The sequence below is a fragment of the Archangium sp. genome (assembly GCF_057119385.1).
The window spans coordinates 23,980-48,958 of the sequence record NZ_DBNGVP010000156.1; the positions used below are offsets into that span (position 1 = coordinate 23,980).

22 protein-coding genes are annotated in these 24,979 nt (G+C 68.7%); 9 read left to right on the forward strand and 13 right to left on the reverse strand.

Features of this window, described 5'->3' with window-relative positions:
• Positions 1 to 95: 95 nt before the first annotated feature.
• From AC16DP_RS37865 to AC16DP_RS37890, 6 genes are all read left to right on the forward strand, one after another.
• Positions 96 to 1,532, forward strand: a complete 1,437-nt coding sequence (locus tag AC16DP_RS37865) for a GuaB1 family IMP dehydrogenase-related protein (RefSeq protein WP_329732345.1) — start codon at positions 96 to 98, stop codon at positions 1,530 to 1,532.
• 144 nt (positions 1,533 to 1,676) lie between these two features.
• On the forward strand, positions 1,677 to 3,797 hold the full coding sequence (locus tag AC16DP_RS37870; RefSeq protein ID WP_329732346.1) for an alpha/beta hydrolase: 2,121 nt from the start codon (positions 1,677 to 1,679) through the stop codon (positions 3,795 to 3,797).
• Between the two features lie 207 nt (positions 3,798 to 4,004).
• A complete protein-coding gene (locus AC16DP_RS37875; RefSeq protein ID WP_329732347.1) occupies positions 4,005 to 4,355 on the forward strand; it encodes an HU family DNA-binding protein in 351 nt (116 codons plus the stop codon).
• Positions 4,356 to 4,608: 253 nt separating this feature from the next.
• Positions 4,609 to 5,208 carry an Isoquinoline 1-oxidoreductase subunit gene (locus AC16DP_RS37880; RefSeq protein ID WP_329732396.1) on the forward strand — a complete coding sequence of 200 codons (600 nt, stop codon included), beginning with the start codon at positions 4,609 to 4,611 and terminating at the stop codon, positions 5,206 to 5,208.
• Positions 5,205 to 5,666, forward strand: a complete 462-nt coding sequence (locus AC16DP_RS37885) for a (2Fe-2S)-binding protein (RefSeq protein ID WP_329732348.1) — start codon at positions 5,205 to 5,207, stop codon at positions 5,664 to 5,666. Before AC16DP_RS37880 ends, AC16DP_RS37885 begins: the two co-directional genes overlap by 4 nt.
• A 10-nt stretch (positions 5,667 to 5,676) precedes the next feature.
• The gene (locus tag AC16DP_RS37890; RefSeq protein WP_329732349.1) at positions 5,677 to 7,974 is read left to right on the forward strand and encodes a xanthine dehydrogenase family protein molybdopterin-binding subunit; all 2,298 of its coding nucleotides are present in this window, start codon (positions 5,677 to 5,679) and stop codon (positions 7,972 to 7,974) included.
• 100 nt (positions 7,975 to 8,074) lie between these two features.
• Here the strand turns inward: AC16DP_RS37890 and AC16DP_RS37895 are convergent, their stop codons facing one another.
• The 7 genes from AC16DP_RS37895 to AC16DP_RS37925 all read right to left on the reverse strand — a co-directional run bounded on the left by AC16DP_RS37895 (position 8,075) and on the right by AC16DP_RS37925 (position 14,211).
• Positions 8,075 to 8,869, reverse strand: a complete 795-nt coding sequence (locus AC16DP_RS37895; RefSeq protein WP_329732350.1) for an Imm49 family immunity protein — start codon at positions 8,867 to 8,869, stop codon at positions 8,075 to 8,077.
• Positions 8,870 to 8,884: 15 nt separating this feature from the next.
• Positions 8,885 to 9,469: an imm11 family protein gene (locus AC16DP_RS37900; protein WP_329732351.1), complete on the reverse strand. Its 585-nt coding sequence runs from the start codon at positions 9,467 to 9,469 to the stop codon at positions 8,885 to 8,887.
• A gap of 44 nt (positions 9,470 to 9,513) precedes the next feature.
• Positions 9,514 to 10,164: an AHH domain-containing protein gene (locus AC16DP_RS37905; protein ID WP_329732352.1), complete on the reverse strand. Its 651-nt coding sequence runs from the start codon at positions 10,162 to 10,164 to the stop codon at positions 9,514 to 9,516.
• A 35-nt stretch (positions 10,165 to 10,199) separates the two neighbouring features.
• Entirely contained in the window at positions 10,200 to 11,510 is a 1,311-nt protein-coding gene (locus AC16DP_RS37910) for a TIGR02270 family protein (RefSeq protein ID WP_329732353.1), read from the reverse strand.
• A 101-nt stretch (positions 11,511 to 11,611) separates the two neighbouring features.
• Positions 11,612 to 12,085, reverse strand: a complete 474-nt coding sequence (locus tag AC16DP_RS37915; RefSeq protein ID WP_329732354.1) for a DUF4150 domain-containing protein — start codon at positions 12,083 to 12,085, stop codon at positions 11,612 to 11,614.
• Between the two features lie 37 nt (positions 12,086 to 12,122).
• Positions 12,123 to 13,151, reverse strand: coding sequence for a DUF2169 family type VI secretion system accessory protein (locus AC16DP_RS37920; protein WP_329732355.1), 1,029 nt, complete (start codon positions 13,149 to 13,151; stop codon positions 12,123 to 12,125).
• A 1-nt stretch (position 13,152) separates the two neighbouring features.
• A complete protein-coding gene (locus AC16DP_RS37925) occupies positions 13,153 to 14,211 on the reverse strand; it encodes a hypothetical protein (protein ID WP_329732356.1) in 1,059 nt (352 codons plus the stop codon).
• 331 nt (positions 14,212 to 14,542) lie between these two features.
• Between AC16DP_RS37925 and AC16DP_RS37930 the strand changes: the two genes are divergently transcribed.
• Complete coding sequence (locus AC16DP_RS37930; protein ID WP_329732357.1) at positions 14,543 to 15,622, forward strand: AraC family transcriptional regulator; 1,080 nt, start codon at positions 14,543 to 14,545, stop codon at positions 15,620 to 15,622.
• On the opposite strand, the gene AC16DP_RS37935 is transcribed toward AC16DP_RS37930, so the two are convergent.
• The 3 genes from AC16DP_RS37935 to AC16DP_RS37945 all read right to left on the reverse strand — a co-directional run bounded on the left by AC16DP_RS37935 (position 15,550) and on the right by AC16DP_RS37945 (position 18,980).
• A complete protein-coding gene (locus AC16DP_RS37935; RefSeq protein WP_329732358.1) occupies positions 15,550 to 16,143 on the reverse strand; it encodes a hypothetical protein in 594 nt (197 codons plus the stop codon). The two genes, AC16DP_RS37930 and AC16DP_RS37935, sit on opposite strands and share 73 nt — an antisense overlap.
• A complete protein-coding gene (locus AC16DP_RS37940) occupies positions 16,140 to 17,285 on the reverse strand; it encodes an Acg family FMN-binding oxidoreductase (RefSeq protein WP_329732359.1) in 1,146 nt (381 codons plus the stop codon). Before AC16DP_RS37940 ends, AC16DP_RS37935 begins: the two co-directional genes overlap by 4 nt.
• Before the next feature lie 105 nt (positions 17,286 to 17,390).
• Positions 17,391 to 18,980: a hypothetical protein gene (locus tag AC16DP_RS37945; protein ID WP_329732360.1), complete on the reverse strand. Its 1,590-nt coding sequence runs from the start codon at positions 18,978 to 18,980 to the stop codon at positions 17,391 to 17,393.
• A gap of 137 nt (positions 18,981 to 19,117) precedes the next feature.
• Between AC16DP_RS37945 and AC16DP_RS37950 the strand changes: the two genes are divergently transcribed.
• A complete protein-coding gene (locus tag AC16DP_RS37950; protein WP_329732361.1) occupies positions 19,118 to 19,774 on the forward strand; it encodes a class I SAM-dependent methyltransferase in 657 nt (218 codons plus the stop codon).
• Positions 19,775 to 19,867: 93 nt separating this feature from the next.
• The gene (locus AC16DP_RS37955) at positions 19,868 to 21,088 is read left to right on the forward strand and encodes a cytochrome P450 (RefSeq protein ID WP_329732362.1); all 1,221 of its coding nucleotides are present in this window, start codon (positions 19,868 to 19,870) and stop codon (positions 21,086 to 21,088) included.
• A gap of 15 nt (positions 21,089 to 21,103) precedes the next feature.
• On the opposite strand, the gene AC16DP_RS37960 is transcribed toward AC16DP_RS37955, so the two are convergent.
• The 3 genes from AC16DP_RS37960 to AC16DP_RS37970 form a co-directional block, all read right to left on the reverse strand.
• Positions 21,104 to 21,694, reverse strand: a complete 591-nt coding sequence (locus AC16DP_RS37960; RefSeq protein ID WP_329732363.1) for a TetR family transcriptional regulator — start codon at positions 21,692 to 21,694, stop codon at positions 21,104 to 21,106.
• Between the two features lie 135 nt (positions 21,695 to 21,829).
• The gene (locus tag AC16DP_RS37965) at positions 21,830 to 23,320 is read right to left on the reverse strand and encodes a DUF4340 domain-containing protein (RefSeq protein WP_329732364.1); all 1,491 of its coding nucleotides are present in this window, start codon (positions 23,318 to 23,320) and stop codon (positions 21,830 to 21,832) included.
• 20 nt (positions 23,321 to 23,340) lie between these two features.
• Positions 23,341 to 24,975 (reverse strand): GldG family protein, encoded by a 1,635-nt coding sequence (locus AC16DP_RS37970; RefSeq protein ID WP_329732365.1) that lies wholly within the window; start codon positions 24,973 to 24,975, stop codon positions 23,341 to 23,343.
• Positions 24,976 to 24,979: the final 4 nt, after the last annotated feature.

A 24,979-nucleotide genomic window follows, 5' to 3' on the forward strand; every position in this document is an offset into this window, starting at 1 on the left:
ATGTGCGCCAAAATACGCGGCTCTCCGGGTGGATTCCAATCCATGGGGCATCCCCCGCTCACGAGCGCTAGGGTACGCCCCTCCTGGAGGGTGTGATGCGCTTCCTCGATGACCAGAAGCCTCCCTACGATCTCACGTACAACGACTGCTTCATGGTGCCGGGCCGCTCGGAGGTGGGCTCGCGGCTGGACGTGGACCTGACACCGGCCGATGGCCTGGGCACCACCCTCCCCATCGTCGTGGCCAACATGACGGCCGTCTCCGGCAAGCGCATGGCCGAGACCGTGGCCCGCCGCGGGGCCATCGCCGTGCTGCCCCAGGACATCCCGCTCGACATCGTCGAGAGCAACATCGCCTACGTGAAGTCGCGCCACACCGTCTACGAGACGCCCATCACCCTGCGGCCCGGCGACACCATCCAGCAGGCCCTCAACCTCATCCACAAGCGCGCCCACGGCGCCGTCGTCGTCGTCAACGAGAACGAGGAGCCCGTCGGCATCTTCACCGAGAACGATGCCGCCGGCTTCGACCGCTTCACCCAGCTGCAGCGCGTCATGTCCACCGACCTCGTCACCATCGACGAGGGCACGCCGCTCGAGACCATCTTCGATCGCCTCTCCAGCCGACGGCTCACCTCCGCGCCGGTGGTCCGCGGGCGCCGGCTCATCGGCGTGGTGACGCGCAAGGGCGCGCTGCGCTCGACGCTCTACAAGCCGGCGCTGGACGCCAAGGGCAAGCTGCTGATCGCCACGGCCATCGGCATCAACGGCGACGTGAAGGGCAAGGCCGAGGCCCTGTTGCGTGCCGGGACGGATCTGCTCGTCATCGACGTGGCGCACGGCCACCAGCGCCGGATGCTCGAGGCGGTGGAGATCGTCCGCTCGCTCGCTCCCTCGGTGCCCATCATGGCGGGCAACGTCGTCACGCGCGAGGGCACGCGCGACCTCATCTCGGCCGGCGCGGACCAGGTCAAGGTGGGCGTGGGGCCCGGGGCCATGTGCACCACGCGCATGATGACGGGCGTGGGCCGGCCCCAGTTCTCCGCGGTGCTCGACTGCGCCGAGGAGGCCCGGAAGCTCGGCAAGCACGCGTGCGCGGATGGCGGAGTCCGGCACCCGCGCGACGTGGCGCTGGCGCTCGCGGCGGGCGCGGCCAACGTGATGATCGGCTCCTGGTTCGCTGGCACCTACGAGAGCCCCGCGGACGTGCTGCGCGACAGCGATGGCCGCTTCTACAAGGAGAACTTCGGCATGGCCTCGCAGCGCGCCGTGAAGGCCCGCACGCGTGGCGAGTCCCTCTTCGAGCGCGCCCGCAAGGAGCTCTTCGAGGAGGGCATCAGCTCCTCGCGCATGTACCTGGACTCCGAGCACCCCGGGGTCGAGGACATCATCGATCAGATCATCGCGGGCGTGCGCAGCTCCTGCACCTACGCGGGCGCGCGGACGGTGGAGGAGTTCCACCAGCGGGCCGTGGTGGGCGTGCAGAGCCAGGCCGGCTACGAGGAGGGCCGTCCCGTCCGCACGAGCTGGTGAGCTCCCCTGCCCTCTCCCCCTCACGAAGCCGGTGGAAGCGTCAGCGGGTCGCGCTTTCCCCGGCCTCCGAGCCCGGATTGACACCCCGGACGCCCAAGACAACCTTGCGCGCCAGGGGTGGGTTGGAGCGTGGAGGGGGGAGCGATGGGTATCGGCCGATTCGTGACGGCAGTGGTGTGTTCCTCGTGGGTCATCTCGGGCACGGGAGGGTGCGGGGCCACGGAGGACTCCTGGGACACGGAGGAGAATTCCCTCGCGCGGACCGAAGCGCCGCTCGCCCAGGAGGCCCTGCAACCCGTCGTCAGCGCCGAGTACAAGCTCCCGGCCTCCGTGGATCCGGACATCCTGCCGGATCGCTTCACCGAGCTGTGGGCGCGCGTCTACCGCCCGGCCACGTTGAAGAAGGGCAAGCGCTACCCCGTCATCGTCTTCCTGCACGGCAATCACGCCACGTGCGGAACGGGCGCCAACCCGCGCGTCGACGACAACGCGGAGTACACCGAGACGGGCACGTGCCCGCCGGACTACGTGGTGGTCCCCAGCCACGCCGGCTATGGCTACATCGCCGAGCCGCTCGCGGCCCGGGGCTACATCGTCGTCTCCATCAACGCCAACCGCGGCATCAACGCGGCCCGGGGCATCCGCGGGGATCCGGGCCTGAACCTGGCCCGGGGACGCCTCATCCTCGAGCACCTCGTCCAGCTCAGCCGGTGGAACCGCGGCCTCGAGCCCACTCCCACCTCCCTGGGGGTGAGCCTGAGGGGGCAACTGGACTTCCAGCAGCTGGGGCTGATGGGGCACTCGCGCGGCGGCGAGGGCGCCCGGGCGGCCTACGCCCAGTATCGCGATCCCGGCAGCCCCTGGAAGCAGCGCATCCCCGACTCCCTGCGCTTCCACGCCATCTTCGAGATCGGCCCCGTGGACGGACAGACCTCGCGCGTGCTCGATGCGAACGGCACGCGGTGGAACGTCCTGCTGCCCATGTGTGACGGCGATGTGTTCAATCTCCAGGGCGTCCGCCCCTTCGATCGCATGCTGTTCACCGAGAACGAGCATCCGGAGCGGATGAAGTCCACCTTCACCGTGTGGGGCGCGAACCACAACTACTACAACACCGAGTGGCAGGAATCGGACTCGCCGGGGTGCACCGGCCATGAGCCCCTGTTCTCGACCGAGCCGGGTGTATCGGGCTCCGCGGCCCAGCGGGAGACGGGCCGCATCCCCATGCTCGCCTTCTTCCTCGCCAACGTGGGTCAGGCCCGGGAGCAGGTCTGGGACCGGATCTTCGATCCGCAGTTTCCCGTGCCGCCGAGCCTGGCCGCCATCACCCGCGTGGACCGCGGCATGACGCCCAGCCCGGACGACGACATCACCCTGCGGCTGGAGGACTTCCTGGGCCCGACCGGCATGGGCTCGTCCGGCGTGCCCAACGACGCGAGCCACATCTCCATCGAGCACGGACCCCTCCCCGAGCATGATCCGCGGCTCCACGGGGCACGGATCTCCTGGACGTCCGCCGGACGGAGCACCTGGTTCCAGGCGAACTTCGCCCCACCCGGCGAGGGGCTGTCCCTGGAGCACTACGCCACGCTGGACTTCCGCATCGACCGGGCCCCGAGCGGCCTCAACAGCTTCCTCGAGCCGACCCACTTCTCCGTGCAGCTCGTCGACGCGAAGGGCCACCTCTCGGAGCCGCTCGACATCGCCGACTTCGTGGACCTGCGGGGGCCCGTGGGCGGGCCCTTCGGGGACTTCCACTCCATGCTCCAGACGGCCCGGCTGCCCCTCCAGGCGTTCCGGACGGACGGCCTCGAGGAGATCCGCGGCGTGCGGTTCACCTTCGACCAGACGCCGAGCGGGGAGCTCTTCCTCGCCAATCTCCGCGCCTCGACGCAGGGCGCCACCACGCACTACCCGCTGGCCGCGCGGCCCGCTCCCGGAGGGGTGGCGGCCCTCGCCGCGCCGTTCGCCCGGAGGCAGGTGCCCGGCCGGATCGTCCGCTTCTTGATGCGCCAGGACGGGCTCCTCGAGCTGGAGCTGCGCGGTGACGAGCCCTTCGCCGTCCGCGACGAGCTGCTGACGCTGGTGGTGGGAGGGCTCACGTCCACCTCGAGCCACTACCCGGACCCGAGCGACCTGCGGCGCGTGGTGTTCACGCTCACGCCCCAGGAGCTCGCCCGGGTGAAGACGGGAGAGCCGCTCCGGGTGCGGTATGGGGCGGGCCCATCGAACCCCGAGTGGACATTCGGTCCGCTGATCCAGTAGCGCGGGGCCACTCGCCCGGGTGGTGGCCTTCCAGCACGCGAGCCTCCTGACGTAAGGTCCGCATCAGGAGCCCGGAGGCCTCATCTGGAGGCTGATCGTCGGCTCCGGAGCGGATCCGTCAGATCCTTGCGTTTGATCCGTTGCCGATTTCCCGCTGAATAGATAGAGGCAGTTGTAGCTTCCTTCCTTTCCACAAGGAGAATCACAATGGCCGCGAAGACGAAGACCGCTACCGCGAAGAAGGCTGGCTCCTCCGACAGGGGCCCGACGAAGTCCGAGCTGCTGGTGTCGATCGCCGAGGAGACCGGGCTGAGCAAGAAGCAGGTGTCCTCGGTGTTCGAGGCGCTCAGCGGCGCGATCCAGAAGAGCATGGGCAGCCGCGGTCCCGGCAAGTTCGTGGTGCCGGGCCTGATGAAGATGAAGGTCGTGAAGAAGCCGGCCACCAAGGCGCGCAAGGGCATCAACCCGTTCACCGGCCAGGAGACGACGTTCAAGGCCAAGCCGGCCCGCAAGGTCGTGAAGATCCAGGCCCTCAAGGCCCTGAAGGACATGCTCTAAGCCGCTGAATCGCTGAAGAGCCAGACGGGGGCCGGGGCCTGAGGGGCTCGGCCCCCGTCTCGTTGCGGGGTGGCGCGGTGCTGGGGCTCGCGGGCAGCTTCTAGGCCCGGCGGCCCCTCAGGGGTTCGCGGTGGCGAGGCTCTTCACACAACTCCTCCCTGGAGGGCTGACATTTGGAGTACCTTGCAAGGGCTTGAGAACGACCACGAAGCCGTACGTCCGTCTCTGTGCGTCCGCCCTCGTCCTCCTGGCGATGGGTTGTGGCCGGCGGCAGCCCTCTCCGTCGCCGTCCGAGATGCTTCCCCAGGTTGGCCCCTCCGAGCTGCGCGCCCCCGAGGCGTTCGGCGTCATCACCGACAAGGCCGATCGCTCTCGCGCGCTGTTCCTGGAGGCCAGCCGGGTGCTGCTGCACCCGCGGTGCGCGAACTGCCATCCGGATGGGAGCTCGCCCTACCAGCGGACCGGGTTGCAGCTGCACGATCCGCCCGTCCAGCGAGGCCCCGAGGATCGCGGCATCCCCGGCATGGAGTGCACGAGCTGCCACCCGGATCGCAACGCGGAGCTCGCCCGGGTGCCCGGGGCGCCGGACTGGCACCTCGCGCCCCTGTCGATGGCCTGGGTGGGCCGGACGCCCCGCCAGGTGTGCGAGCAGTTGAAGGATCCGGCGCGCAATGGCGGCAAGTCGCTGGCGCAGCTCGTCGAGCACAACGCGCACGACGAGCTGGTGGGCTGGGGCTGGAAGCCGGGCGCGGATCGCGAGCCGGCACCGGGAACGCAGGAGCGCTTCGGCGCCATCGTGGCGGCATGGGTGGAAACGGGCGCGGAGTGCCCGAGCGAGGAGGCACGGCCATGAGCATTCGAGTCCGTATCAATGGCGTCGAGAAGGAGCTCGACGTGGATCCCGAGATGCCGCTGCTCTGGGCGCTGCGTGACGTGCTCGGCCTGACCGGCACGAAGTACGGCTGCGGCCAGGCGCTGTGCGGCGCGTGCACCGTGCACCTGGACGGCCAGACGGTGCGCGCGTGCGTGACGCCCATCCGCCGCGCGGACGGACACTCGGTGACGACCATCGAGGGCCTGTCGCCAGACGGCAACCACCCGCTGCAGCGCGCCTGGGTGGACCTGGGCGTTCCGCAGTGCGGGTTCTGCCAGTCGGGACAGCTCATGTGCGCGGCGGCCCTGCTCGCGAAGAAGCCGAAGCCCACCGATGCCGAGATCGACCACTCGCTCGCGGGCAACCTGTGCCGGTGTGGCACGTACACGCGCATCCGCGCGGCCGTGAAGAAGGCCGCGGGAATGTCCGAGGAATAGGGAGGACGCGATGAGCAAGCACTCGTTGATTGCCCGGCGGACCTTCCTGGCGGGGATGAACCTGGCGGTGGGCGGACTCGCCATCGGCTTCTTCTCCAGCGACAGCCTCGCGGACGAGCCCACCGGGAAGCGCTCGGGCCCCAAGCCGCCAACGAGCTCCCAGGCCGAGGAGAACTCCGCCCCGGGGCTGAACCCGAACGTCTTCGTGCACGTGGCTCCGGATGGACTGGTGACGATCGTCTGCCACCGCTCGGAGATGGGCCAGGGCATCCGCAGCTCGCTGCCGGTGCTGATCGCCGATGAGCTGGGCGCGGACATGGCGCGGGTGAAGATCGTCCAGGCGGACGGAGATCCGGCGTACGGAGACCAGAACACGGACGGCTCCAACAGCGTGCGCGGCATCTACGAGGACATGCGCCGTGCGGGAGCCACCGCGCGCACGATGCTGGTGGCGGCCGCGGCGAAGCGCTGGAAGGTGTCTCCGGACACCTGCGAGGCCAGCAACCACGTGGTGCTCCACCGCCCGACTCAGCGCAAGCTGGGCTTCGGAGAGCTGGCGCTCGAGGCGGGCAAGCTGGCGGTGCCCAAGCCGGCGGACGTCAAGCTGCGGCCGAAGAACGAGCTGCGCAACGTGGGCAAGCCGCTGCCGCTGCTCGACGGGCCGGCCTACGTGAACGGGAGCGCGGTGTTCGGAGCGGACGTGCGGCTGCCGGGCATGCTCACGGCGGTGATCGCCCGGCCGCCGATCGTCGGGGCCAGGGTGGTGAAGTACGACGCCAGCCGAGCGCTCGCGGTGCCCGGGGTGAAGCGCGTCATCGAGCTGCCGGCGCCGAAGGCCCCGTACCTGTTCCAGACCTGGGGCGGCATCGCCGTCCTGGCGGAGAACACCTGGGCGGCGATGAAGGGCCGCGCCGCGCTGGAGATCATCTGGGACGAGGGCGAGAACGCGACGTACGACTCGGAGCAGTACCGCAAGACGCTGAGCGCGTCCGTGGCGGCGCCGGGCACGGTGGTGCGCAGCGTGGGAGACGCCGAGGCGGCCCTGGCCAAGGCGGCGAAGGTGATCGAGGCCGAGTACCACGTGCCGCACCTGTCGCACGCGCCGATGGAGCCGCCGGTCGCGGTGGCGCGGGTGGAGGGAGGCACGTGTGAGATCTGGGCCCCCACGCAGCACCCGCAGGCGGCGCGCGGGACGGCGGCGCAGGTGCTGGGACTGCCCCCCGAGAAGGTCACGGTGCACGTGACGTTCCTGGGAGGCGGCTTCGGACGGAAGTCCAAGGCGGACTTCATCTCCGAGGTGGTGCTGCTGGCGAAGGAGGCGGGCGTGCCGGTGCGCGTGCAGTGGACGCGCGAGGACGACATCCGCAACGACTACTACCACTCCGTGAGCGCGCAGCGCCTGACGGCGGGCCTGGACGAGAACGGCAAGGTGGTGGCCTGGAGGCACCGCACCGCGTTCCCGCCGATCGGATCGACGTTCGCGCCGGTCAACCGGCCCTCGGCGGGGGATCTGCAGCAGGGCGTGCTGGACTTGGGAATCGGGGTGCCCAACATCCGCGCGGAGGCGTGCGAGGCCAATGCCCACGTGCGCATCGGCTGGCTGCGATCCGTGTACAACATCTTCCACGCGTTCTCGGTCAACTCGTTCATCGACGAGATCGCCCACGCCCGGGGCGAGGATCCGCGAGACGTGTTGCTCGAGGTGCTCGGACCGCCGCGGGTGATGAAGACGGTGCAGGAGCTGGGCGTGGAGAAGCTCGCCAACTACGGCCAGCCGCTGGAGAAGCATCCGGTGAACGTGGCCCGGCTGAGGGGCGTCATCGAGCGGGTGACGGAGCTGTCACGCTGGAGCGACCGGAAGAAGGACGGCCGGGCGCTGGGCCTGGCGGCGCACCGGAGCTTCCTGTCCTACGTGGCGGTGGTCGCGTCGGTGGTGCGCAACCCGGAGGGCAAGATCGCGGTGGACGAGGCGTGGATCGTGGTGGATGCCGGCACGGTCATCAATCCGGATCGCGTGAAGTCCCAGATGGAAGGCTCGATCATCTTCGGCACGAGCATCGCGCTCTACAGTGGCATCACGATGAAGGGAGGCGCGGTCGAGCAGTCGAACTTCCGTGACTACCGGCTCACGCGCATCGGTGAGGCGCCGCGCAAGATCCACGTGGAGATCGTTGCCAGCGACGAGGCACCGGGAGGCATTGGCGAGCCGGGTGTGCCGCCGGTGGCGCCGGCCATCGCGAACGCCGTCTTCGCGCTCACGGGAACGCGCGTGCGCGAGCTGCCGATCGCCAAGGCGCTCAAGGCCTGACGCCGGGCCCCCTGCCCTTTCCCGACGGGTTCGAACCCCCGTCGGGGACACCGAAACTGGGGCCGGAAGCACGGCGAGTTTGCCTCTTTGCCAGGGACGCCTACTCGCTCCTGCCGCCCGCGCCTGGATACCCGTTTCGCGGGAAGGGTTGCTCCATCGAGATCCGCGCCAGCGCGGGGCAGAAGCGATACTCGCCCCCAGTTGGAATCGAAAACCGATCCGCAAGCTTCAGGAGCGCGAGCCCCTCGATGAAGACGGACTGCCCGGCCACCGTGGGAGCGTCCGTCATGAAGCGCCGCTGCTGCCGCGCGACTTCCTGGGCTTGGTCCTCAAGGAGTGCCTCGAAGGCGCTTTCGAAGCGAGCTGTATTCCGGGAGCACAGGGCCTGACAGAGCTCAAGCCGCGCCGGGGAATGACCATCTATCGCCTCGTACCGGGCGAGCAGGGCCTCCAGGGCATCGCTGGCACGACCATCCGCCAGGCAGAAGTCGAGCAGAAATCGGGCGTAGGCAAAGTCCTCCGGGTACTCATCCCCCTGCCGGAGCGTGGTGGGCGACAGCTCCGCGATGCGGTTCGCGCACGCGAAGTCACCTGCGGTGAGCGCATCGAGGAACGGCTCGAACCGGCTGGCGGCCCCGTGGAAGTCCGCGTACCCCTCGCTCCGACAGCGCTCCAGGTAGTACCGGCGCGTGTACGCGCTCCGGAGGAGTTCGTGGTGGAAGCCGTCGGTGTCCGCGTGCAGCAGCAGCTTGGCAATCCCCAGTGCCCGGCGCCAAGCCGTCACCTGGTCGCAGAAACGCCCCGCCAGCTGGAGCGAGCACGCGGGATGCTCCAGGTTGCGCAGCCCGTGCTCGATTTCGTCCGTGAATATGACAAAGTCCGGAAGAGGTTCCATGGGTGGACTGGCTGGCTACTTGTCGAACCTGTTCAGCTCGATGAATACCGGACCGACAAAGCCCGCTTGGGAGATCTCCGCAGCCAACTCACGGTGGACGATGAGTGGCTTGCCGAATCCCACTAGCCGGAACAGCCCCACGCCCGGGGCGATCTTCGACTCGTCGATGACGAGATCCTGCACCTGGGAGATCAGGGTCGGGTCGATCTTGTTGTAGCGCGGGTTACTCGCCTTCAGGTCGAGGCAGTCCTGTGGATGGACGGGATGCACGAGGAAGTACTCACTACTGGCCACCCGCCCCTTGTGGTCGAGGATCGACACTGGGTGGTACTCAAGGTTGGGCAACTTCCTGGCTTCGAGGAACTCCTTCAGACGCTTCGAGGCGACCAGCAGGTCGTCCAGATTTGCCAAGCAGTCGGTCAGCCCGATGTTCCTTGGATAGTCCGCGCTCATCCGGAAGAGTGCGTTGCTCGAAAACCGGCCGGCCCGGGGAACCCCCTTGAGCAGTTCGTAGGATCGGTCCAGGCCCTCGATGGGGTCAAGCATGCATGCGTTTCCGACCGCAACCGACTCCCAGCACTGATAATTCGGCACCGTCATTCTCTCTCTCCCGTGATTGAGTCTGTCCACCCGGCCGCACCGGTCTACAGCGTCGGGAGCGGGTTCGCCATGGCGACCGCATCGGCAGCCATCGAGAACGCAAGCCACCAGCCATTCGTAAGGCTCCCCTGATTGGCCCAGGCGATCAGTGTTCCTCCCGAGCGAAGGCCCCGGGAGTGCAGCTTCGCTCGGAAGGACTTCTCCAGGGACTGCAATTCCGACAGCACGTCGGCGGGCGTGAAGTGCGTATTACTGTTGGCCGCATTGTCCACCGCAGCCTTGATGGGATTCCAGATGTCCTTGATGAAGGCCTTGGTTACCTCATCCCGGTAGCCACCGATTGCCAGATTGTGGTGCACGTCGTGGCAAGGCAGGTTGAGGCCCCGTGCCGCAGGGAAGTTGCGGTAGACGGGTTTTCGCGGAAGCGCAACCATGTTCGGCGGCTGGTTGAGGCACCAATCCGTCAGCTTGTAACAGTCGTTGATTTCGTCCAGGACGTCCTTGTATTGCTGCTTCTCGCCGTACGCGTTGACGCTCTGGTAGCAGAGGATGTGGTGCGCCTCCCAGGGCTCCCAGCCGCTCGGCAGTGGGACCGTGTTGTTCCGGTATTCGCTGCATGTAGTGCCCTTGCCGCAATTTCCTACTTTCGTCGTGTGAATCTTGGTGTTGGCTTCGCTGCCGTTGAAGTGAGGCATGATTCAGTCCTTCTCGATTGATCCAGGAGAGGAACTCAGCCCGCCCGCCACGTGCGGCCCAGGAGGCTCCGGAAAGGCATCGTTCCCGATGGCGGGGGCTTGACCCGGGCCTGCTTCAGGGCGCGAACCTGCGCTCCGGTGAAGGCACGCACCGGAAGCCAGTGCTCGCCCCGGCTCCGGATGGCCAGTTCCAGCGCGAGCGAGGCGCGGCGCCGCATGGGACCGGTCTCCAGTTCGCTGATGAGCCGCTCCATCGTGAAGGGGTGGCCCCGGAGGTAGCGCAGTTGTGGATCGAACCCCGGCCGGGTCCGGCTCCACCACCGCTCGACAGCGTCGGGGTTGGGGATCGGCAGCGCGTCTTCGGGGCGAAGCTGGAGATCCGTGTCCAGGTCTTCCTCCAGAGGGGGGAGCGTATCCTGCTCCGGGCGGCGCTCGGCAACGAGGTCCTTCTCCAGGACCAGCCCGGTGATGGCCGAGAAGGCTTCTCCTGCCAGCGGGGCCAACGCCTCGTCCCGCATGAGCGGGAGACAGGCATCCGCCAGCGCGCGTCGGCCGGAGAAGGCCGCCGCCTCAAGTGCGTCCCGGCGGAGCCCGGGTCTCTGGAGCGCCTCCACCAACCACGCCTCGTTGTCCGGCTCTCCACTCATCGCGCACAGGAGGCGAGCCCGCCCGGCGGTCGGCTCATGAGCACGGGCCAGCGCCTGGCACAGGGACCACGCCTCATGGACGCCTAGCACGAGCCCCGCCTCAAGAGCCGCATCGCGCACTGTAGGGCTGGGGCTGCCCAGGCCCCTTTTCACCAGGTCGGAGCCAGACGGCACCGGGACGCGGGCTACTGCGCGCAGCACAGAGGCCTGAGCCGCAGTGTCTCCACTTGCGAACAACGGCTCCAACACGTCCCCTGGGTGCGCCCTCCGGAAGGCAAGAACCTCGACGAGGGAGGCTTGTACGGAGGGCGGGCGTGCCTTTACCAGTGCGGTCAGCCGCGCCGACAGCTCCGGTCGCTCACATACCTCGAGGGCTCGCCGCATCGCGGGGGCGAGGGTCTCCGCATCCTCGGGAATCCACGCGGACGGAGCCTCGAGTTCGGGATCGTTCTCCTCCGCGAGAAGGCAGAAGGCAGCCGATTCGGCGCACCCCAACTCATCGCTCCCGATCGCGGGCTGAAGCAGGCGGCGGGCCACCTCCGGTCCTCCGAGTACCAGCCCGTCGAGGTGGGCCAGCAGTCGCTCCTCCAGTCCTGCCACCTCCTGGAGCGAATAGTGCGGCGCCAGCAGCACCCGCTCCCACTGGGTCCAGAGGAAGCTCGCTTCGTTCAGATGATCTTCCAGGATGTCCCAACGCATGGCTCGACCTTCTTACCGGCTCTTCGTGGGATTGCGCTCGAAAGGGCCTGCCAGGACGGCTGGGATCCTGGGTACCGCTTCTGAAGCGAGACTCCCAGCCCTCAGTCAAATTCGTGTTTGCAGACAGTGCAGAGTATCGACACCGGCTCCTCGCTCTTGCCCATTGCCACCACTGGAGGTTGCATCAGAGGGGCCGGAGGCGTGTTCTTGTCGTTGTGAAGCATGAGGTCCAGGCTTCGTGGGACGTTCTTGCCCTCGAACTTCACGTCGAAGGAAAAGTTAACGAACTCTGCCTTGCCCTTGGTCTTGCTCGAAGCGACTCCGCCACCGGCGGTGCCCGCCTCGTCGCCGGTGCTGGTGCTGAAATTGGAGTCCTTCACGCAGACGGGATTGCCCTCGACCGAGACATCCTTGGTCGCGGCGGCGGTGTCCGAGGAGCGGGCGATGTTGGGGTAGGGAATGGGGACCGGGCCGCCCGGACTCGGCGTCTTGCAGACATCGGGCATGGCCACCGTGACGCCGTTGGTGTCCTTGTGCACCACCGACAGCTTGTTCACTCCTACACTGGTTCCCATCAGGCGCCTCCCCTGTGTCCTAATAGCCCGGTGGATTCTACTGGAATGCCGTCTTGACCTCCACGCTGGCCACGTCAAGGGGGCCCGTCCGCAGAGGCAGCATCGCGCGCCAGAGGAGGAACACCTTCGCCGCATCGGTGTCCACAATAACGGTGTCCAGGAAAAGGGAGCCCTGCGCGGTGCGGCGGCCCTTCAGGGCCACCTTGAAGGAAGGCGGCGGGACGCCGGGGAGTCGGAATTCGAGCCGCCCGCCCGGGCTGCAGTTGATGACGCAAACGGACTCGTCCCCCCGGAGGTAGCCCGCCGCCACCAGCCCTGGCGAGGCGGCGTTGAGGAAGCGTCGGTCGAAGTCCCTGGGGAGCAATGGCATCCTCTCGCGCGACCACGCATCGTCGTAGGTGCCCGCGTACGAGGCGCGGGGCTGCCAGTGCGGAGCCAGGAACCCGAAGCCCGCAGGAGGGGGCGCTTGGCGGAACGCCGTGATGGGATGGTTGGGGTCCTCCAGGTTGGGCAGGCGCAGCCCTTCCTCGAAAGCCCCGGAGCGCCCGCGGAAGCCCAACCCCACCGGATTGCGCGGCTCGAAAGTATGGTGCCTCGCGTCTGGGGCGCTGAGGTCCCAGCCGCCGAACGCGCGTTCGTAGCACAGCGGGATGCGCTGCACCGGGAGAGGCGAACTCATCGAGATCGAGCCGAGGCTCTTGTACCAGACGCGGTCGCCCACCACCCGCACCGTCTTGTGCAGCGGGCCCACCTGGAAGGTGACCGGGAACTCCTTCAGCCCCGCCTGCGGCGGGTGGCCATGGCCCACCAGCACGACGTCAGTGGATGGCTTGAAGAAGGCGCACTCGGGTTCGAAACGGTAGCTGGACTTCGAGGTGTTCTCGCCAGTGAACAGGCCCTCGAGCAGCAGCGGAGCCTGCTCCTCCGCGAGTGTCAGGCGCCCCGTCTCTTGGATGGTGAAGGTGGCCTTGGCCACCAGGGTCACTACCGGCTGGCCGTGCTCGTCTGCGAGGTAGAGCGGTTCCACCGTATATGGCGTGCAGTTGTCGAGCTTGGGGTGGCTCATGTCACCTCGCAAGACGCTCCAGCCTGATCACTCCCCGCTCCGGTCCATCCGAGGAGCAGAGGATCAGCGCCGCGTCAGTTGGAGCGTAGCCCCGGGCGAAAGCGCGCACTGCAGCACAGATGCCGATGGCGCCACTCACCGCCCCCGTGTTACCGAGGGATGTGGCCGGGTACCACACGGGTGCGTCGCGAAGCGCGGGGTGGGTGGCGGCAAGCCGGACCAGCAGGTTGCCCCACTCCATCGAGCGTCCGGGCTCGCCATTCAGGTCGGAGATGATCCACACGCGTTCGCCTGGCTCGTGATTCAGCGCGGATGCCACCGCGCCCCCCAGCACCACCCCGGGCGCAGACGCGTCTTGCTTCTTCTCGTGCCCGGCGACGACCACGTGGGAGATGACCCCCTGGACCTGCGCTCCCCGGCGCTGGGCCGCCTTCACGGGCTCCAGCAGCAGGAAGGAAGCGGCCTCGCCGGGCTGGAAACCATCCGGAGCGTCGTAGCTCTTCAGGCGCCGCTCCTTATGGAGCGTTTGGAGTGTCTCGCCGTCGAGATAGCTGTCGACCGCCCCGACGATGCATCGGTCGATCTGGCCGGAGGCCAGTCGCAGGGCGGCGGAGTTGATTGCCAATGCAACTGAGGCATGGCCGAAGCGGAACTCGGCCTGATACTTCGATTGGATTGTCAGGCGAACCCGTTTCAGTAGAGGCGCACAGAGGCCCGGCTCAGGCCATGGCGGCTTCGCGGACTCGCGCGGCGCGGGCAGTGCCAGGAAGAAGCCGAGTCGTTCAGGAGGTCCGGGGTCGCGCAGCTTCGCGCGGGAGCTCAGTTCCTCTAGCGCCGGGTAGGCGAGGGCGAGCAGCCGGGCCATGCCTTGGAAACCCTGGACTGTCTCGACTGGGTGGCCGATGGGGTGCTCCGGGGAGCCGTCCTCGTTGATGACCGTGCAGTGGATAAGTTCGCGTGGTCGGACCAGTCCTGCCCGAAGCGCCGCACAGGCGCCGACCGCATCATCACCCAGCGATGAACGCATGCTGATCCCGGTGATGGCGATAGCTGAGTACATGGTAGCCCGGTAGTATCCCGGACGACTCAATACAGGGCAATCGCCTTTCCGGGCACACTCCCCGAATCGGGGCAGTAGTGGATGCGAATCCGGGCAGGGACCTATTCCGGATGGAATGCCCGAGGTTCATGGCGTCTCCAAGTCCGAGGTTCAACGGTGACTTCATCGTTCGAAGGTTCGAAGCCTTCGACACCCTGGCCGCGCTGGATCTCCACTCCAACCTTCGATCTCCGTCGAAGCCCATCGCGAACCATGTTGCAATCCGGCCAGGTGTTGTCGAGATTCGACCAAGCGAGCGTAGTGCCGATGGACACCCTCGCTCCCCGCCGCCATGTCCTCCCCTCGCAAGCTGCGCACCCTCATCGGCACGAGCACGCTCATCCAGGTGGAGGCCGGCGTGGCCTTCGGCGTGAGCCTGGAGGAAGCAGCGGCCGTGGGCCTCGATGTGCAGGCCCTCCGGGTGCCCGAGGCACGCGCCTCCGCCGAGGCCGTCTACACGCACCTGGAGCTCGTCGCCTCGCGCGGCCCGATCGAGCCCTACGTGGTCGAGCAGGCCCGGCGACATGGCTCCTCGGCCAGCCTGGGGCTCATGAGCCTGCTCATCAAGACCTGCTCCACGGCGCGCCACGCCATGAACAACTTCCTGCGCTACGAGCGGCTCGCCAACGAGCTGGTCACCTCGGAGCTCACCGAGCAGGACTCCCGGGCCATCCTCACCGAGCACCGCCACGGCCCGGATCGCCCGGGGGCACAGGTGGCCTCCGAGGTGTGGGCACTCTGCTCGGTGGCCATCTGCCGCAGGATCCTGGGCGAGCAGCTGTGCCCAATCGCCCTGGAGGTACGGCGCTCGGGGGTACAGCTCGGCCCCTATCAGGACTTCCTGCGGTGCGAGGTGAGGGAGGGAGCCCCGCGCGCGCGCCTCATCTATGACTCCCACTGGCTCGATCTGCCCCTGCCGGGTGCGGACCCCGAGCTGGCCACCTACCTCGAGCAGCAGGCGCGCGCCCGGTTCGAGGCGACCGCCGCGCGGGGCACACTGGTGCTCGAGGTACGGCGCTTGCTGCGCGAGCAGCTCACGCAGGGCTCGCCCTCCATGGCCTCCGTGGCGCGCCGCCTGGCCCTGAGCACCCGCAGCCTCCAGCGCCGGCTCGGCGAGGAGGGCACCTCCTACGAGCAGGTGCTGGATGAGCTGCGTGCGGAGGTCGCCCGCGCCTACCTGACTCGGGAGGATCTCTCCGTGGCCGAGGTGGGCTTCCTCCTCGGCTTCCAGGACAGCTCCTCGTTCCATCGCGCGTGCCGGCGCTGGTTCGGCACCACGCCCACCCGGCTGCGCGCGCCTCAGGAGCCCGAGCCGCCCAGCCGCCAGCGCAGCACCAGGCGCCCGGGAGCAAGGCCTGGCGAGAGCTCCTGACGGCTCTCCCCGCCGAGCACCGCCTGCTGCCGCGCGCCTATCGGGAGCACGAAGGCCGGCACATAGAGCAGCTCGGTGACGCCGAGGCGCAGCCCCAGGGGCACGCCCACCTCGAACAGGCCGTGCCCGCTGCGAGTGCTCAGCTGCAGCGCTCCGGCGAGCCCGAGTTGCAGGCTGAACGCGGGGGACAGGTGCCACTCGGTGAGCAGTTGCTGCTCCGCTCCCAGCACCAGCTCACCGGTGGCCGGCAGCAGGCCGAGTGCCCCCTGGGTCTGCGAGCGCAGTTCCGCGGGGCCGAGCCGCCAGGGCAGGCGCATCGACAGGCCCGCCTCGAGGCCGACATCCAGGCGCTGGCGCGAGGTCTCCACGTCCAGTGGCGCGGAGCGCACCCGCAGGCGCTCCGAGCGCAGCCCCACGGCGAGCCCCACCGTGGGCGAGAGTCGCAGGGGCTCGGCCCGGGCGGGCACGGCCGCCAGCAGCGAGAGGCCGAACAGGGAGGAAACCACGGAGGTCCGCTTCATCGGGTCACCCACTCGAGAGGCCGCCGGGGGCTGAGGAGGGGCTCGTCCCAGGACACGCCCATGCGAAAGGCCATCTGTACGCCCCAGCCCGGGCCCGTGAGCTCGCCGAGGACGTGGCCGAAGTCCGAGGCGAGGCCGAGCTGCTCCTCGCGATCCTGCCGCTCCGGGAGCTGACAGAGCGGCTGCATGGAGAGGCCCACGCTGGTGGCATAGAGGTGGAGCCGCTGGTACACCCGGCCGCCGCGCATCTGCTGGATGCGGTCATTGCGCTCGCGGGTGGCGAGAATCCCGAAGGCGGAGCCCGTGAGCTGACGCGCCTCGGTGCCCTGGATCCAGTACTGCCCGGAGGTCTTCGGATCAGGGCGGGCCAGGAGCTTGCTGGCCGAGCGCGTCGTCCAGTCGAGGCCGGTGGCGTCGATCGTGGCGCCATCCCGGTTGCGCTCGAGCTCCTCCTTGAAGTAGCGCACCCAGGCATCCCCCGCGTCGTGCATCTCCGTGTCCTCCACGATGGCCCGGGTGGCACGCACGGTCTCCGTGCGGAAGCGCTCCATGTCACCGCTGGAGGTGAGCAGGAAGAGACGCACGTCCGGCTCGTCCACGAGCACCTGGAGCTGCTGCTCGACGCCCGCGGGGAGAGGCCCGTTCACATAGACGCCGCGATGGGTGTGCCGCCGGGCAAGGGCGTCATACAGCGGATCCTGCCGCGGCGCGGCGGGCTGGAGCGTGACGCGGGCCACATGGGTGGCGTCCGCTGGCTCGGGCATCCAGGCCACGGTGGCCTCACGGCCGTTGGCGCGAGCGGCGCGCACCAGGTTCTCCACCGCGCAGCCCAGACCGATGTGCAGCTCCCGCCGCAGCGAGTCCATGGGCCCGAGGTTGCGCTCGAGGGCGGCGAAGACATCCACCGCCTGGGGGGAGACGGAGAACAGCCAGGGCTGGGTGTTATGGGGGCTGGCGGCGAGGAGGGCGGCCCGCACCGCGAGCCACTCGGGCCGCGTCTCTCCGTCGGGGAACTTCCACGGAGCATACGCCTCGCCAGAACCCTCGGCGTAGTAGCCACAACCGTCGACCATGAGCAGGAGGGCCGCGCCACCCCCGGCGCGCAGCAGGGCCCTCCGGCTGAGAGGAGCTGTCGTTTTCATGGCCTCGTTCATGCCGTACCGCGGGCCTCTGGCACAGTGGCGCCAGGCGCCAATCCCATGGCCCTGCGCGCCGGCTCCGCCCGGTGGCTCGACACCTGCTCCAGCTCAGTACGTGGACGGGCACGCGGTGGACAGCGCCGTCCCCTTCTGCCAGCACTTGTTGGTGCTCGAAGTGCAGGCGTACCAGGCGCACGAGGCGCTGTGCGCGTTGCAGGTGGTCACGTCCGTGTAGCTGCGGCAGGGATCACACGCGATCGTGGTCGAGGTGCCCTTGGGCCAGCAGGTGTTCGTGCAGAGGTACCAGCCGCAGGACGTGCCGTACTGCTCGCACGAGGACTGCGAGGTCTGCAGCGCGCACGGCCCGCAGGCCACGCCCAGCGGCGTGCCCGGAGACCAGCAGGAGTTGGAGCAGGCGTACCAGGCGCACCCGGCCGCGTCGCAGGCCGACACGCTGGTGTTCTGGCCACACCAGGAGTCGCCCGGGCACGCCACCTTGATGTCCGTGCCCCGGGGCCAGCAGGAGCTGGAGCAGGCGTACCAGGCGCACCCGGCCGCGTCGCAGGCCGTCACGGTGGAGTTGGCGCCGCAGGTGCTCGGCAGCGCGGGGGCCACGGTGTCATCCAGGTGCACCAGGTGCCGCCACCAGTTGGGCCCGTTCTTCTGGCCATAGGGCATGTGGTGGAACCACCACTTCATGAACCCCTCGTGCGAGCAGCCCCACTCGCCGCAGTTCATGCTGCGGCGGGCCACCGAGTCCGGGTTCACCAGGGGGTTGCGCAGGAAGGTGTCCGCGCTCGAGGGCACGTACGTGGTGTTGCCGTAGTCGTAGTCCGAGCCCACCGCCGCGTTGGGAGGATGGTGCACCCAGCCCACTCCGGCCAGGTTCGGCTTCTCCCGGTGGATGTCGTTGAACTTGTCCCAGAGGTTGCCGGTGGCCTGCCCGCGGTACGCCCGGTCGAGGATGGACTCGGCGCGGTGTCCGTACGAGTGCAGGGCCTCGGCGACGCCGCGCTCGTAGTTGTAGCCCATCACCACGAAGTTGCGCCAGGAGGCCACCCGCGTCTCGGCGGGCGCGTTGCACCAGTAGGCGTTGGTGCCCAGCATGCGGGACTCGTACATCTGCGTCCACGGCGGCGCCATCACCCAGACCTCGTCCAGCTCGTTGCTCTCCATCCGGGCCTTGAGGTTGAACTCATTGGCGAACGCCACGTAATCGAAGCGCGGGCAGGTGCTCTCCACGCCGGGCGTGGTGCACTTGCGCAGCACGTCGCGCTGATAGGCATTGGGCTCGTTGATGATGTTCAGCAGCTCGGTGGGCGTGTAACGCCAGCCACCTTCGAACAACGGCAGCCGATCCGAGATCACCCGCACGTCCGTGATCTGATAGTCCACCGTCGAGTGCGAGCCGTACTGCAGCCCCGCGCGCAGCTGGTTCGTCAGCGCCTTGGGCTCGTTCCACCCCTTGAGGGTGTGCAGCGGCGTGCCCGAGTAGAGCGGATTGTAGATGACCAGCATCACCCGGGGCCGGAAGATGTACGTGCCGGCGTACGAGTAGTTCAGTCCGCTCTCCTGCTCCTCCACTTCCGCGATGGGCGTGGACGAGACGGTCTCGTCCTCCTCGCTCATGGGCGCGCAGCCCACACCGCACAGCACCGCGAGCAGCAGCGCTCGCATCCGATATGACACGTTGTTCATGATTTACGGTCCTTTCCCCGAGCGGAAGTTAGGAGCAATCCATGAGCCTCCTCAAGTGACGGTCACGTCACGTGGGCCGGTGTGACCCGGGGCGCGAGGCTCGACGCCAACCCCAGACGTTGGGTACGATCGAGCCCGTGGAGGAAACGCACCGCGAGAGCGCCGAGTGGATCCGCTCCCTGCTCTCGAACGCGCAGGTCACCCCGGCCGTGTTCCGCACGGCCCTGACGAGCGTGCCTCCCTCCGAGCGGGATGCCTGGCTCGATCAGGTGCTGGGGCTCGACTCGCTCGCCGAAGATGGCCCCGAGCTTCCGACTGGCTGCGTTCCCTACCTCCCCTGCCCGGTCGATGTGCTCCTTCGCATCGTGGAGTGCGCGGGGGTGCAGGCGTCCGACGTGTTCGTCGACGTGGGCTCGGGCGTGGGGCGCGCCGCCGCGCTGGTGCACCTGTTGACCGGGGCCTCGGCCATTGGCATCGAGATCCAACCCGCGCTCGTCCACACCTCGCGTGAGCTCGCGGCGCGCTGGAGCGCGTTGCGCTTCTCGCCGATCCAGGGCGATGCGGCGGTGCTCACCGGCCACATCACCCTCGGGTCCATCTTCTTCCTGTATTGCCCATTCAGTGGCGAGCGATTGGAGACAGTGCTGGACGGCCTCGAGGCCATCGCACGCACGAGACCGATTCGCGTCTGCTGCGTCGATCTGCCCCTGCCGCCCCGCCCGTGGCTCACGTTCGTGTCGCCCCCCTCCGGGGACCTCACGGTCTACCGCAGCACCCTGCTCGACCCGGGGTAGCCCCGCCTGATCGCCCTGCGAGGGAGCAGGGGTCTCGTCACAAGCGGAACGCGCGCCTTCCACAAGGACACCGACCCTTTGTGAGGAGGACCCATGCCGTCAACCGCGCAGCCCACGCTCCTGAGTCCCGAAACCCTGAGCCATCCCTGGCCCGTGTACCGGCAACTGCAGGAGGAGGATCCGGTCCACTGGTCGGAGTCGCTCCAGGCGTGGGTCGTCACCCGCCACGAGGATGTCACCGGCTGTTTCCGCGACCCGCGCCTGAGCGCCAACCGCACCCAGCTCTTCGCCGAGCACCAACTCGGGGGACTCGGGCCGGAGCTGGTGAAGGACTACCTGCACGTGGCTCGGGGAATGATGCTCATGAAGGACGGCGCCGAGCACACCCGCCTGCGCCGGCAGGCCAACACGGGCTTCACCTCGCAGGTGCTCGACGGGTGGCGTCCCACCATCCAGCGCATCATCGATTCGCTGCTCGACCGCGTCCAGGCGCGGCGGCGGATGGACGTGGCCGTGGAGCTCTCCGAGCCCCTGCCCGCGCTCGTGATGACCGAGCTGTTCGACATTCCCGCCGAGGACCACGAGCGCTTCCAGCGGTGGTCCAACGACACCGCCACCTTCTTTGGCGCCGCGGCGGGGGACGTGAGGAGCATCGCGATCCGGGCCAACGAGGGCTCGGCCCAGCTCTCGCGCTACCTGACGGCGGCCATCGAGGCGCGCCGCGAGCGCCCTGGCGATGACCTGCTCAGCCTGCTGCTCCGCTACGCGGAGCAGGGCCGGATGAGTACCCAGGAGCTGGTCTCCAACGCCGTCCTCATCCTCTCCGCCGGGCACGTCACCACCATCGACCAGCTCAGCAATGGCGTATACGAGCTGCTGACGCACCCCGAGCAGTTCGAGCAGCTGAAGCGGCAGCCGGAGCTGTGCAAGGAGGCCGTCGAGGAGCTGCTGCGCTACACCCCCGCGGTGCCCTTCATGCACCGCGTGGTGGCGGAGGACCTCGAGCTGCGCGGGCGCACCCTGCGCAAGGGCCAGCTGGTGTTCCTCGGCCTCGCCGCCGCCAACCGGGACCCGGACGTGTTCGCCGACCCGGATCGCTTCGACATCACCCGGCGGAACAACAAGGGCGTGTCCTTCGCCTTCGGGCCGCACCTGTGCCTCGGAGCCGGGCTCGCCCGCCGCGAGCTGGAGCTGGCCCTGCGGACCCTGGTGCACCGCATGCCGGACCTCCGGCTCGACGAGCAGCGGCCGCCGCGCCTCAAGTGCAACAGCCTGCTGTTCCGCGGGTTCGACTCGCTGCCCGTCCGCTGGTGAGGGCCCCAGGCCCGCTCAGCTGGCCGAGCCCTCGTCGACGATGGCCTGGGTCGCGTCCTCCATCCAGCGGCGGATGGAGGCGAGGCGCGCCCCGGTGAGCGGCTGGAGGGGCAACAGCTTCCAACTGATGAGGAAGCCGTTCCAGAGGATGCTGAGCCGCACCGCGCGCCCCTTGCCATCCGGAGCTCCCAGCCACCGGGCCAGCGGCGTGAGCACCTTCGTCTCGAGAAACTCCATGCTCACGGCGTGCGCCGCGGGATCCGTCGCCGAGAGGATCATCATCGCCAGCGGGCTCGAGGCGTCCGGGCTGTCGCAGAGGGCCGCCATCATGTCCGCGCCGAAGCGGCGCCGATCCCCTTGCAGCAGGGGAGAGATGCCGCTCACCCGCTCCATCGCCGCCCGGAACAGCCCCTCCTTCGAGCCGAAGTAACGGCCGACGAGCGCGGAGTTCACCCCGGCGAGATCCGCCACGTCCCGCACGCCGGTATTGGAGAACCCTCGCGTCGAGAACAGCGTCTGCGCCGCGTCGAGGATCGCGGTGCGGGTGCGCTCCGAGTCGCGCTGGCGCATCGCCTTCTTGGAGTCTGGAGAATCCGATCTGTCCACGGCGGTTGACCTAGGACAGCGGCCGGATGATGTCCAGCAGCGTGCCGCTCACGCCCGGTGTGCACGTACATTGCTGGGGAAGTCATCCATTGCAAAGACACCGCCGAAGTTTCGGAACCACAGCAGTGGCGCGACTCAGGGGTGTCCGGTGTTCGCGCGCAGCTGGGCCTCCAGCTGCCGCCTCACTTCGGGCGGGAGCGACTCGAGCCCCTGCATCTGCCCGCCCCCGGCGAAGCCCGGCTGCGGGTGGCGCTTGAAGAGCTCCACCCCCTGGGCCAGCCGGTTGCGCACGCCCTCCCCCACCGCGTAGGTGAGCGAGTCGAGCGTCGTCCGGGCGTACAGCTCCTTCGCGCCATTCGCCGCGCCCGGCGCCTCCTTGCCCAGCCGCAGCGTCTGGACAGCCCCGCCCTCCACGGTCACCTCCACGAGCACGGCCGGCGAGGCAACCCCCGCCTGCGCCTCCGTGACCTGGCCCTCGATGAGGCGGTTTCCGCGCAGGCTCCGCAACCAGGTGAGCTGCGTGTCCACCTGCGAGGGATCGAACTCGAAGCCGTCCGGGAGCTTCGCGGGCTCGGTGAGCTTCCAACTCGCGCCCTCCTTCACGGCCACGGCCGTCTTGCCACCCGCCTGGACCTTCAGCTTCGTCACCTTCAGGGGCTCGAAACCGAAGAGGCTCGTGTCCCGGAAGTCCACGAGGCGCTTGCGCAGCTGAGACGCAGTGTACCGCGGCAACTGGTACACCTGCGCGTCTCCCTCGACGCGGGCCGCCACGGTGGCCGCGCCCTCCTTCGACTCGGGCTGCCGGCCCAGGTGCACCACCACCTTCTTGCCGTCCTCCCGTTGCGCCTCCACGCTGTCGTGCGCCTCACCGAGCCCCGTGGCCGAGTCCGCCGCGGCCTCTCCCTCGAGGAAGTCCTGCGCGGTCAGGCTCGCCAGCTGCTGGGCGAGCTGCTGAGCCGCCTGCGAGCTGAACCGGAAGCCCGCGGGCGTCTGCGTCCCCTCCGCGAGGCTCCACTCGCCCGAGGCCTTCTTCAGGGTCAGGCTCTCCCCCTCCTTCGAACGGAGGATGAGCTGGGAGATCTTCTCCGCCTCGAGCGTCACGAGCTGACGCCTGCGCCAGTCCTCGAGCTCCTTGCGCACGGTCCAGTCCAGCCGGCCCCGGTGCGCGAAGACGTCGTCGCTGCCCGCCTTGCGCAGGTACACGCCGCCATTCCGGGCGCTCTTGCCGAGCACCAGCTCCACGGCCGTACCGCCGCCCTGGGTGACCTTGAGCTTCAACCCCTTCGCGTCATCCAGCTCGAACTCCGCCTGCTTCCCGGCGCGGTCGGTGACGAAGTCCGGGTTCTTCACCTCTCCGAGTGCCTCGATGACACTCGTCACCAGGCGCTCGTCCGCCGGGTACTTCGTGTCCGGCTTGCCCGGGTCCACCACAGTCCAGCCCTCGCCCTCCTTGCGGAGGGTGACATTGCGGGCCCCCGTGAGCTCGAGCGCCGTGACCTGGGCCTTGTCCAGCTTCGGCAGCTCCAGCTTGCGGACTCCCACGCTGACCTGCCGCTCGCGGGTGGCGAGCACCAGCACGAGCAGTACGACGAACGCGCCAAGGGCGATGAGGGTTCCTTTCTTCATGGCTCTTCCTCAGCTCCGCTTCAAACGGTGACAGTGGCCCGACGCGACTCCCGCATCCGCCAGCGGACGAGCCCGAAGGCGGCGAGCGCGAGGGGGATCCCGAAGGCATTGCCAAACTTCGCGGTGTTGCGCGTGGTGGCGCTCAGCTCCGGCTGGAGGGGCGCCTCGGCCATGCCGCGGGTGCGCATGGCCAGGAGCGCGGGATCCAGCAGCAGCCAGTCCGCGACGTTCAGGAGCAGCGCCTGGTTGGGCCGGCCCATGAAGTCGTCCCACAGCGCCGCCGAGCCGCCCGCCACGATGACCCGCGGCTCCCCCTTGCTCTCGGCGAGCACGGGCGTCCCGCTGGAGGAGCTCGTTTGCGCCTCCGCCGCGAAGTGGCTCTTGAGCTTCCCGCTCACCTGCACCATGAGCGGGTGCGGACCGTCCGGCGTGAGGGTCTCGTTGCGCCAGTCGCGCCGGGGATCCACGTTGTAGGGCTTGTTCTCCAGCCAGCTCTTGCGCGAGGACTTCGCGAGCACCGTGGCCTGGGCGCCCTCGGGCGCGGTGGCGGTGACGGCCGTGCTGAACGGCAGCGACACGCCCGCGAGCCCCTGGGTGACGGGGCTGTCCCCCTCGAAGCGCTCGAGCAGCGGGATGAACGGGTACGGCACCGGCATGGAGACGACCATGAAACCGCGGCGCTCCTGGACGCTCAGCTGAGCGGACTCGACATCCGCCACCAGCTTGTCTCCGACCTTGATGCCCCACGTCTCCAGCAGGGGCCCGAGCCCATGCGTGGCCTCGCTCGGCGCGAAGGTCTTCAGGTCCACCTGGAGGGCGTCGAGGAAGAACGCCACGCTCTTGCCCTCCATCACGAACTGATCGATCGCCTTCAGCTCGTTGTTCTGGAACGCCGTCTTCGGGCCGATGACGAGCAGCGCGTCCACGTCCGCGTCCACGCGCTCCTTGCCGGACAGGTCCACCGGGCGGACCTCGTACATCTGGCTGAGCAGCGCCTGCAGCCGCGTGAGCTTCTCGTGCAGCGAGGGCGCGTCGTGCCCCTGCACCACTCCGAGCACCGGCGTCTTCGGGCGCGTCAGCTTGCGCACCAGCGTGGTGAGATCGTACTCGAGCGTCCGGACGTCCTGGACGACGGGGATGACCTCCTTCTTCTCCTGATGCTTGATGACGATGCCCATGTAGGCGCGCTTCGTCTGCATCTGGTCATCCTCGATGACGCGGATCTCCACGGGCTGGACGCCCTCCTGCGCCAGCTCGCGCTCCACGGAGGTCGGCTCGCGGAAGACGCGGCCGAAGATGTCGCGCTTCGTCTCGCGCTTGGCTTCCTGGTCCTCGGCCGTCTCCTGGCTCATGGGGTCCAGGAACTCGAAGGAGAGCCGACCCTTGGAGGCGGCGCGGAACTCCTCGAGCAGATCGCGCACGTAGCGCGCGTTGCCCGAGTACGGAGGCGGCAGGTCCTCGGTGAAGTACGCCGTGACGGTGACGGGATCCTCGAGCCCCGCCAGGGTGTCCTGGGAGGCCTGGGACAGGGTGTAGAGCCCGTCGCGGGTCGCATCGAAGCGGCCGAACGTGCGCACGGCCAGGATGTTGAGGAGCACCAGGCAGCCGACGATCGCCGCCAGGAAGATGTTCGCGTTGGAGGAACCGGGTTTCATCGTC

Bases quoted from the DNA above. Each gene is read 5' to 3' on its own strand.
- AC16DP_RS37865 (WP_329732345.1), top strand. From the start codon at position 96: ATGCGCTTCCTCGATGACCAGAAGCCTCCCTACGATCTCACGTACAAC.
- AC16DP_RS37870 (WP_329732346.1), top strand. From the start codon at position 1,677: ATGGGTATCGGCCGATTCGTGACGGCAGTGGTGTGTTCCTCGTGGGTC.
- AC16DP_RS37875 (WP_329732347.1), top strand. From the start codon at position 4,005: ATGGCCGCGAAGACGAAGACCGCTACCGCGAAGAAGGCTGGCTCCTCC.
- AC16DP_RS37880 (WP_329732396.1), top strand. From the start codon at position 4,609: ATGGGTTGTGGCCGGCGGCAGCCCTCTCCGTCGCCGTCCGAGATGCTT.
- AC16DP_RS37885 (WP_329732348.1), top strand. From the start codon at position 5,205: ATGAGCATTCGAGTCCGTATCAATGGCGTCGAGAAGGAGCTCGACGTG.
- AC16DP_RS37890 (WP_329732349.1), top strand. From the start codon at position 5,677: ATGAGCAAGCACTCGTTGATTGCCCGGCGGACCTTCCTGGCGGGGATG.
- AC16DP_RS37895 (WP_329732350.1), bottom strand. From the start codon at position 8,869: ATGGAACCTCTTCCGGACTTTGTCATATTCACGGACGAAATCGAGCAC.
- AC16DP_RS37900 (WP_329732351.1), bottom strand. From the start codon at position 9,469: ATGACGGTGCCGAATTATCAGTGCTGGGAGTCGGTTGCGGTCGGAAAC.
- AC16DP_RS37905 (WP_329732352.1), bottom strand. From the start codon at position 10,164: ATGCCTCACTTCAACGGCAGCGAAGCCAACACCAAGATTCACACGACG.
- AC16DP_RS37910 (WP_329732353.1), bottom strand. From the start codon at position 11,510: ATGCGTTGGGACATCCTGGAAGATCATCTGAACGAAGCGAGCTTCCTC.
- AC16DP_RS37915 (WP_329732354.1), bottom strand. From the start codon at position 12,085: ATGGGAACCAGTGTAGGAGTGAACAAGCTGTCGGTGGTGCACAAGGAC.
- AC16DP_RS37920 (WP_329732355.1), bottom strand. From the start codon at position 13,151: ATGAGCCACCCCAAGCTCGACAACTGCACGCCATATACGGTGGAACCG.
- AC16DP_RS37925 (WP_329732356.1), bottom strand. From the start codon at position 14,211: ATGTACTCAGCTATCGCCATCACCGGGATCAGCATGCGTTCATCGCTG.
- AC16DP_RS37930 (WP_329732357.1), top strand. From the start codon at position 14,543: ATGTCCTCCCCTCGCAAGCTGCGCACCCTCATCGGCACGAGCACGCTC.
- AC16DP_RS37935 (WP_329732358.1), bottom strand. From the start codon at position 16,143: ATGAAGCGGACCTCCGTGGTTTCCTCCCTGTTCGGCCTCTCGCTGCTG.
- AC16DP_RS37940 (WP_329732359.1), bottom strand. From the start codon at position 17,285: ATGAAAACGACAGCTCCTCTCAGCCGGAGGGCCCTGCTGCGCGCCGGG.
- AC16DP_RS37945 (WP_329732360.1), bottom strand. From the start codon at position 18,980: ATGAACAACGTGTCATATCGGATGCGAGCGCTGCTGCTCGCGGTGCTG.
- AC16DP_RS37955 (WP_329732362.1), top strand. From the start codon at position 19,868: ATGCCGTCAACCGCGCAGCCCACGCTCCTGAGTCCCGAAACCCTGAGC.
- AC16DP_RS37965 (WP_329732364.1), bottom strand. From the start codon at position 23,320: ATGAAGAAAGGAACCCTCATCGCCCTTGGCGCGTTCGTCGTACTGCTC.
- AC16DP_RS37970 (WP_329732365.1), bottom strand. From the start codon at position 24,975: ATGAAACCCGGTTCCTCCAACGCGAACATCTTCCTGGCGGCGATCGTC.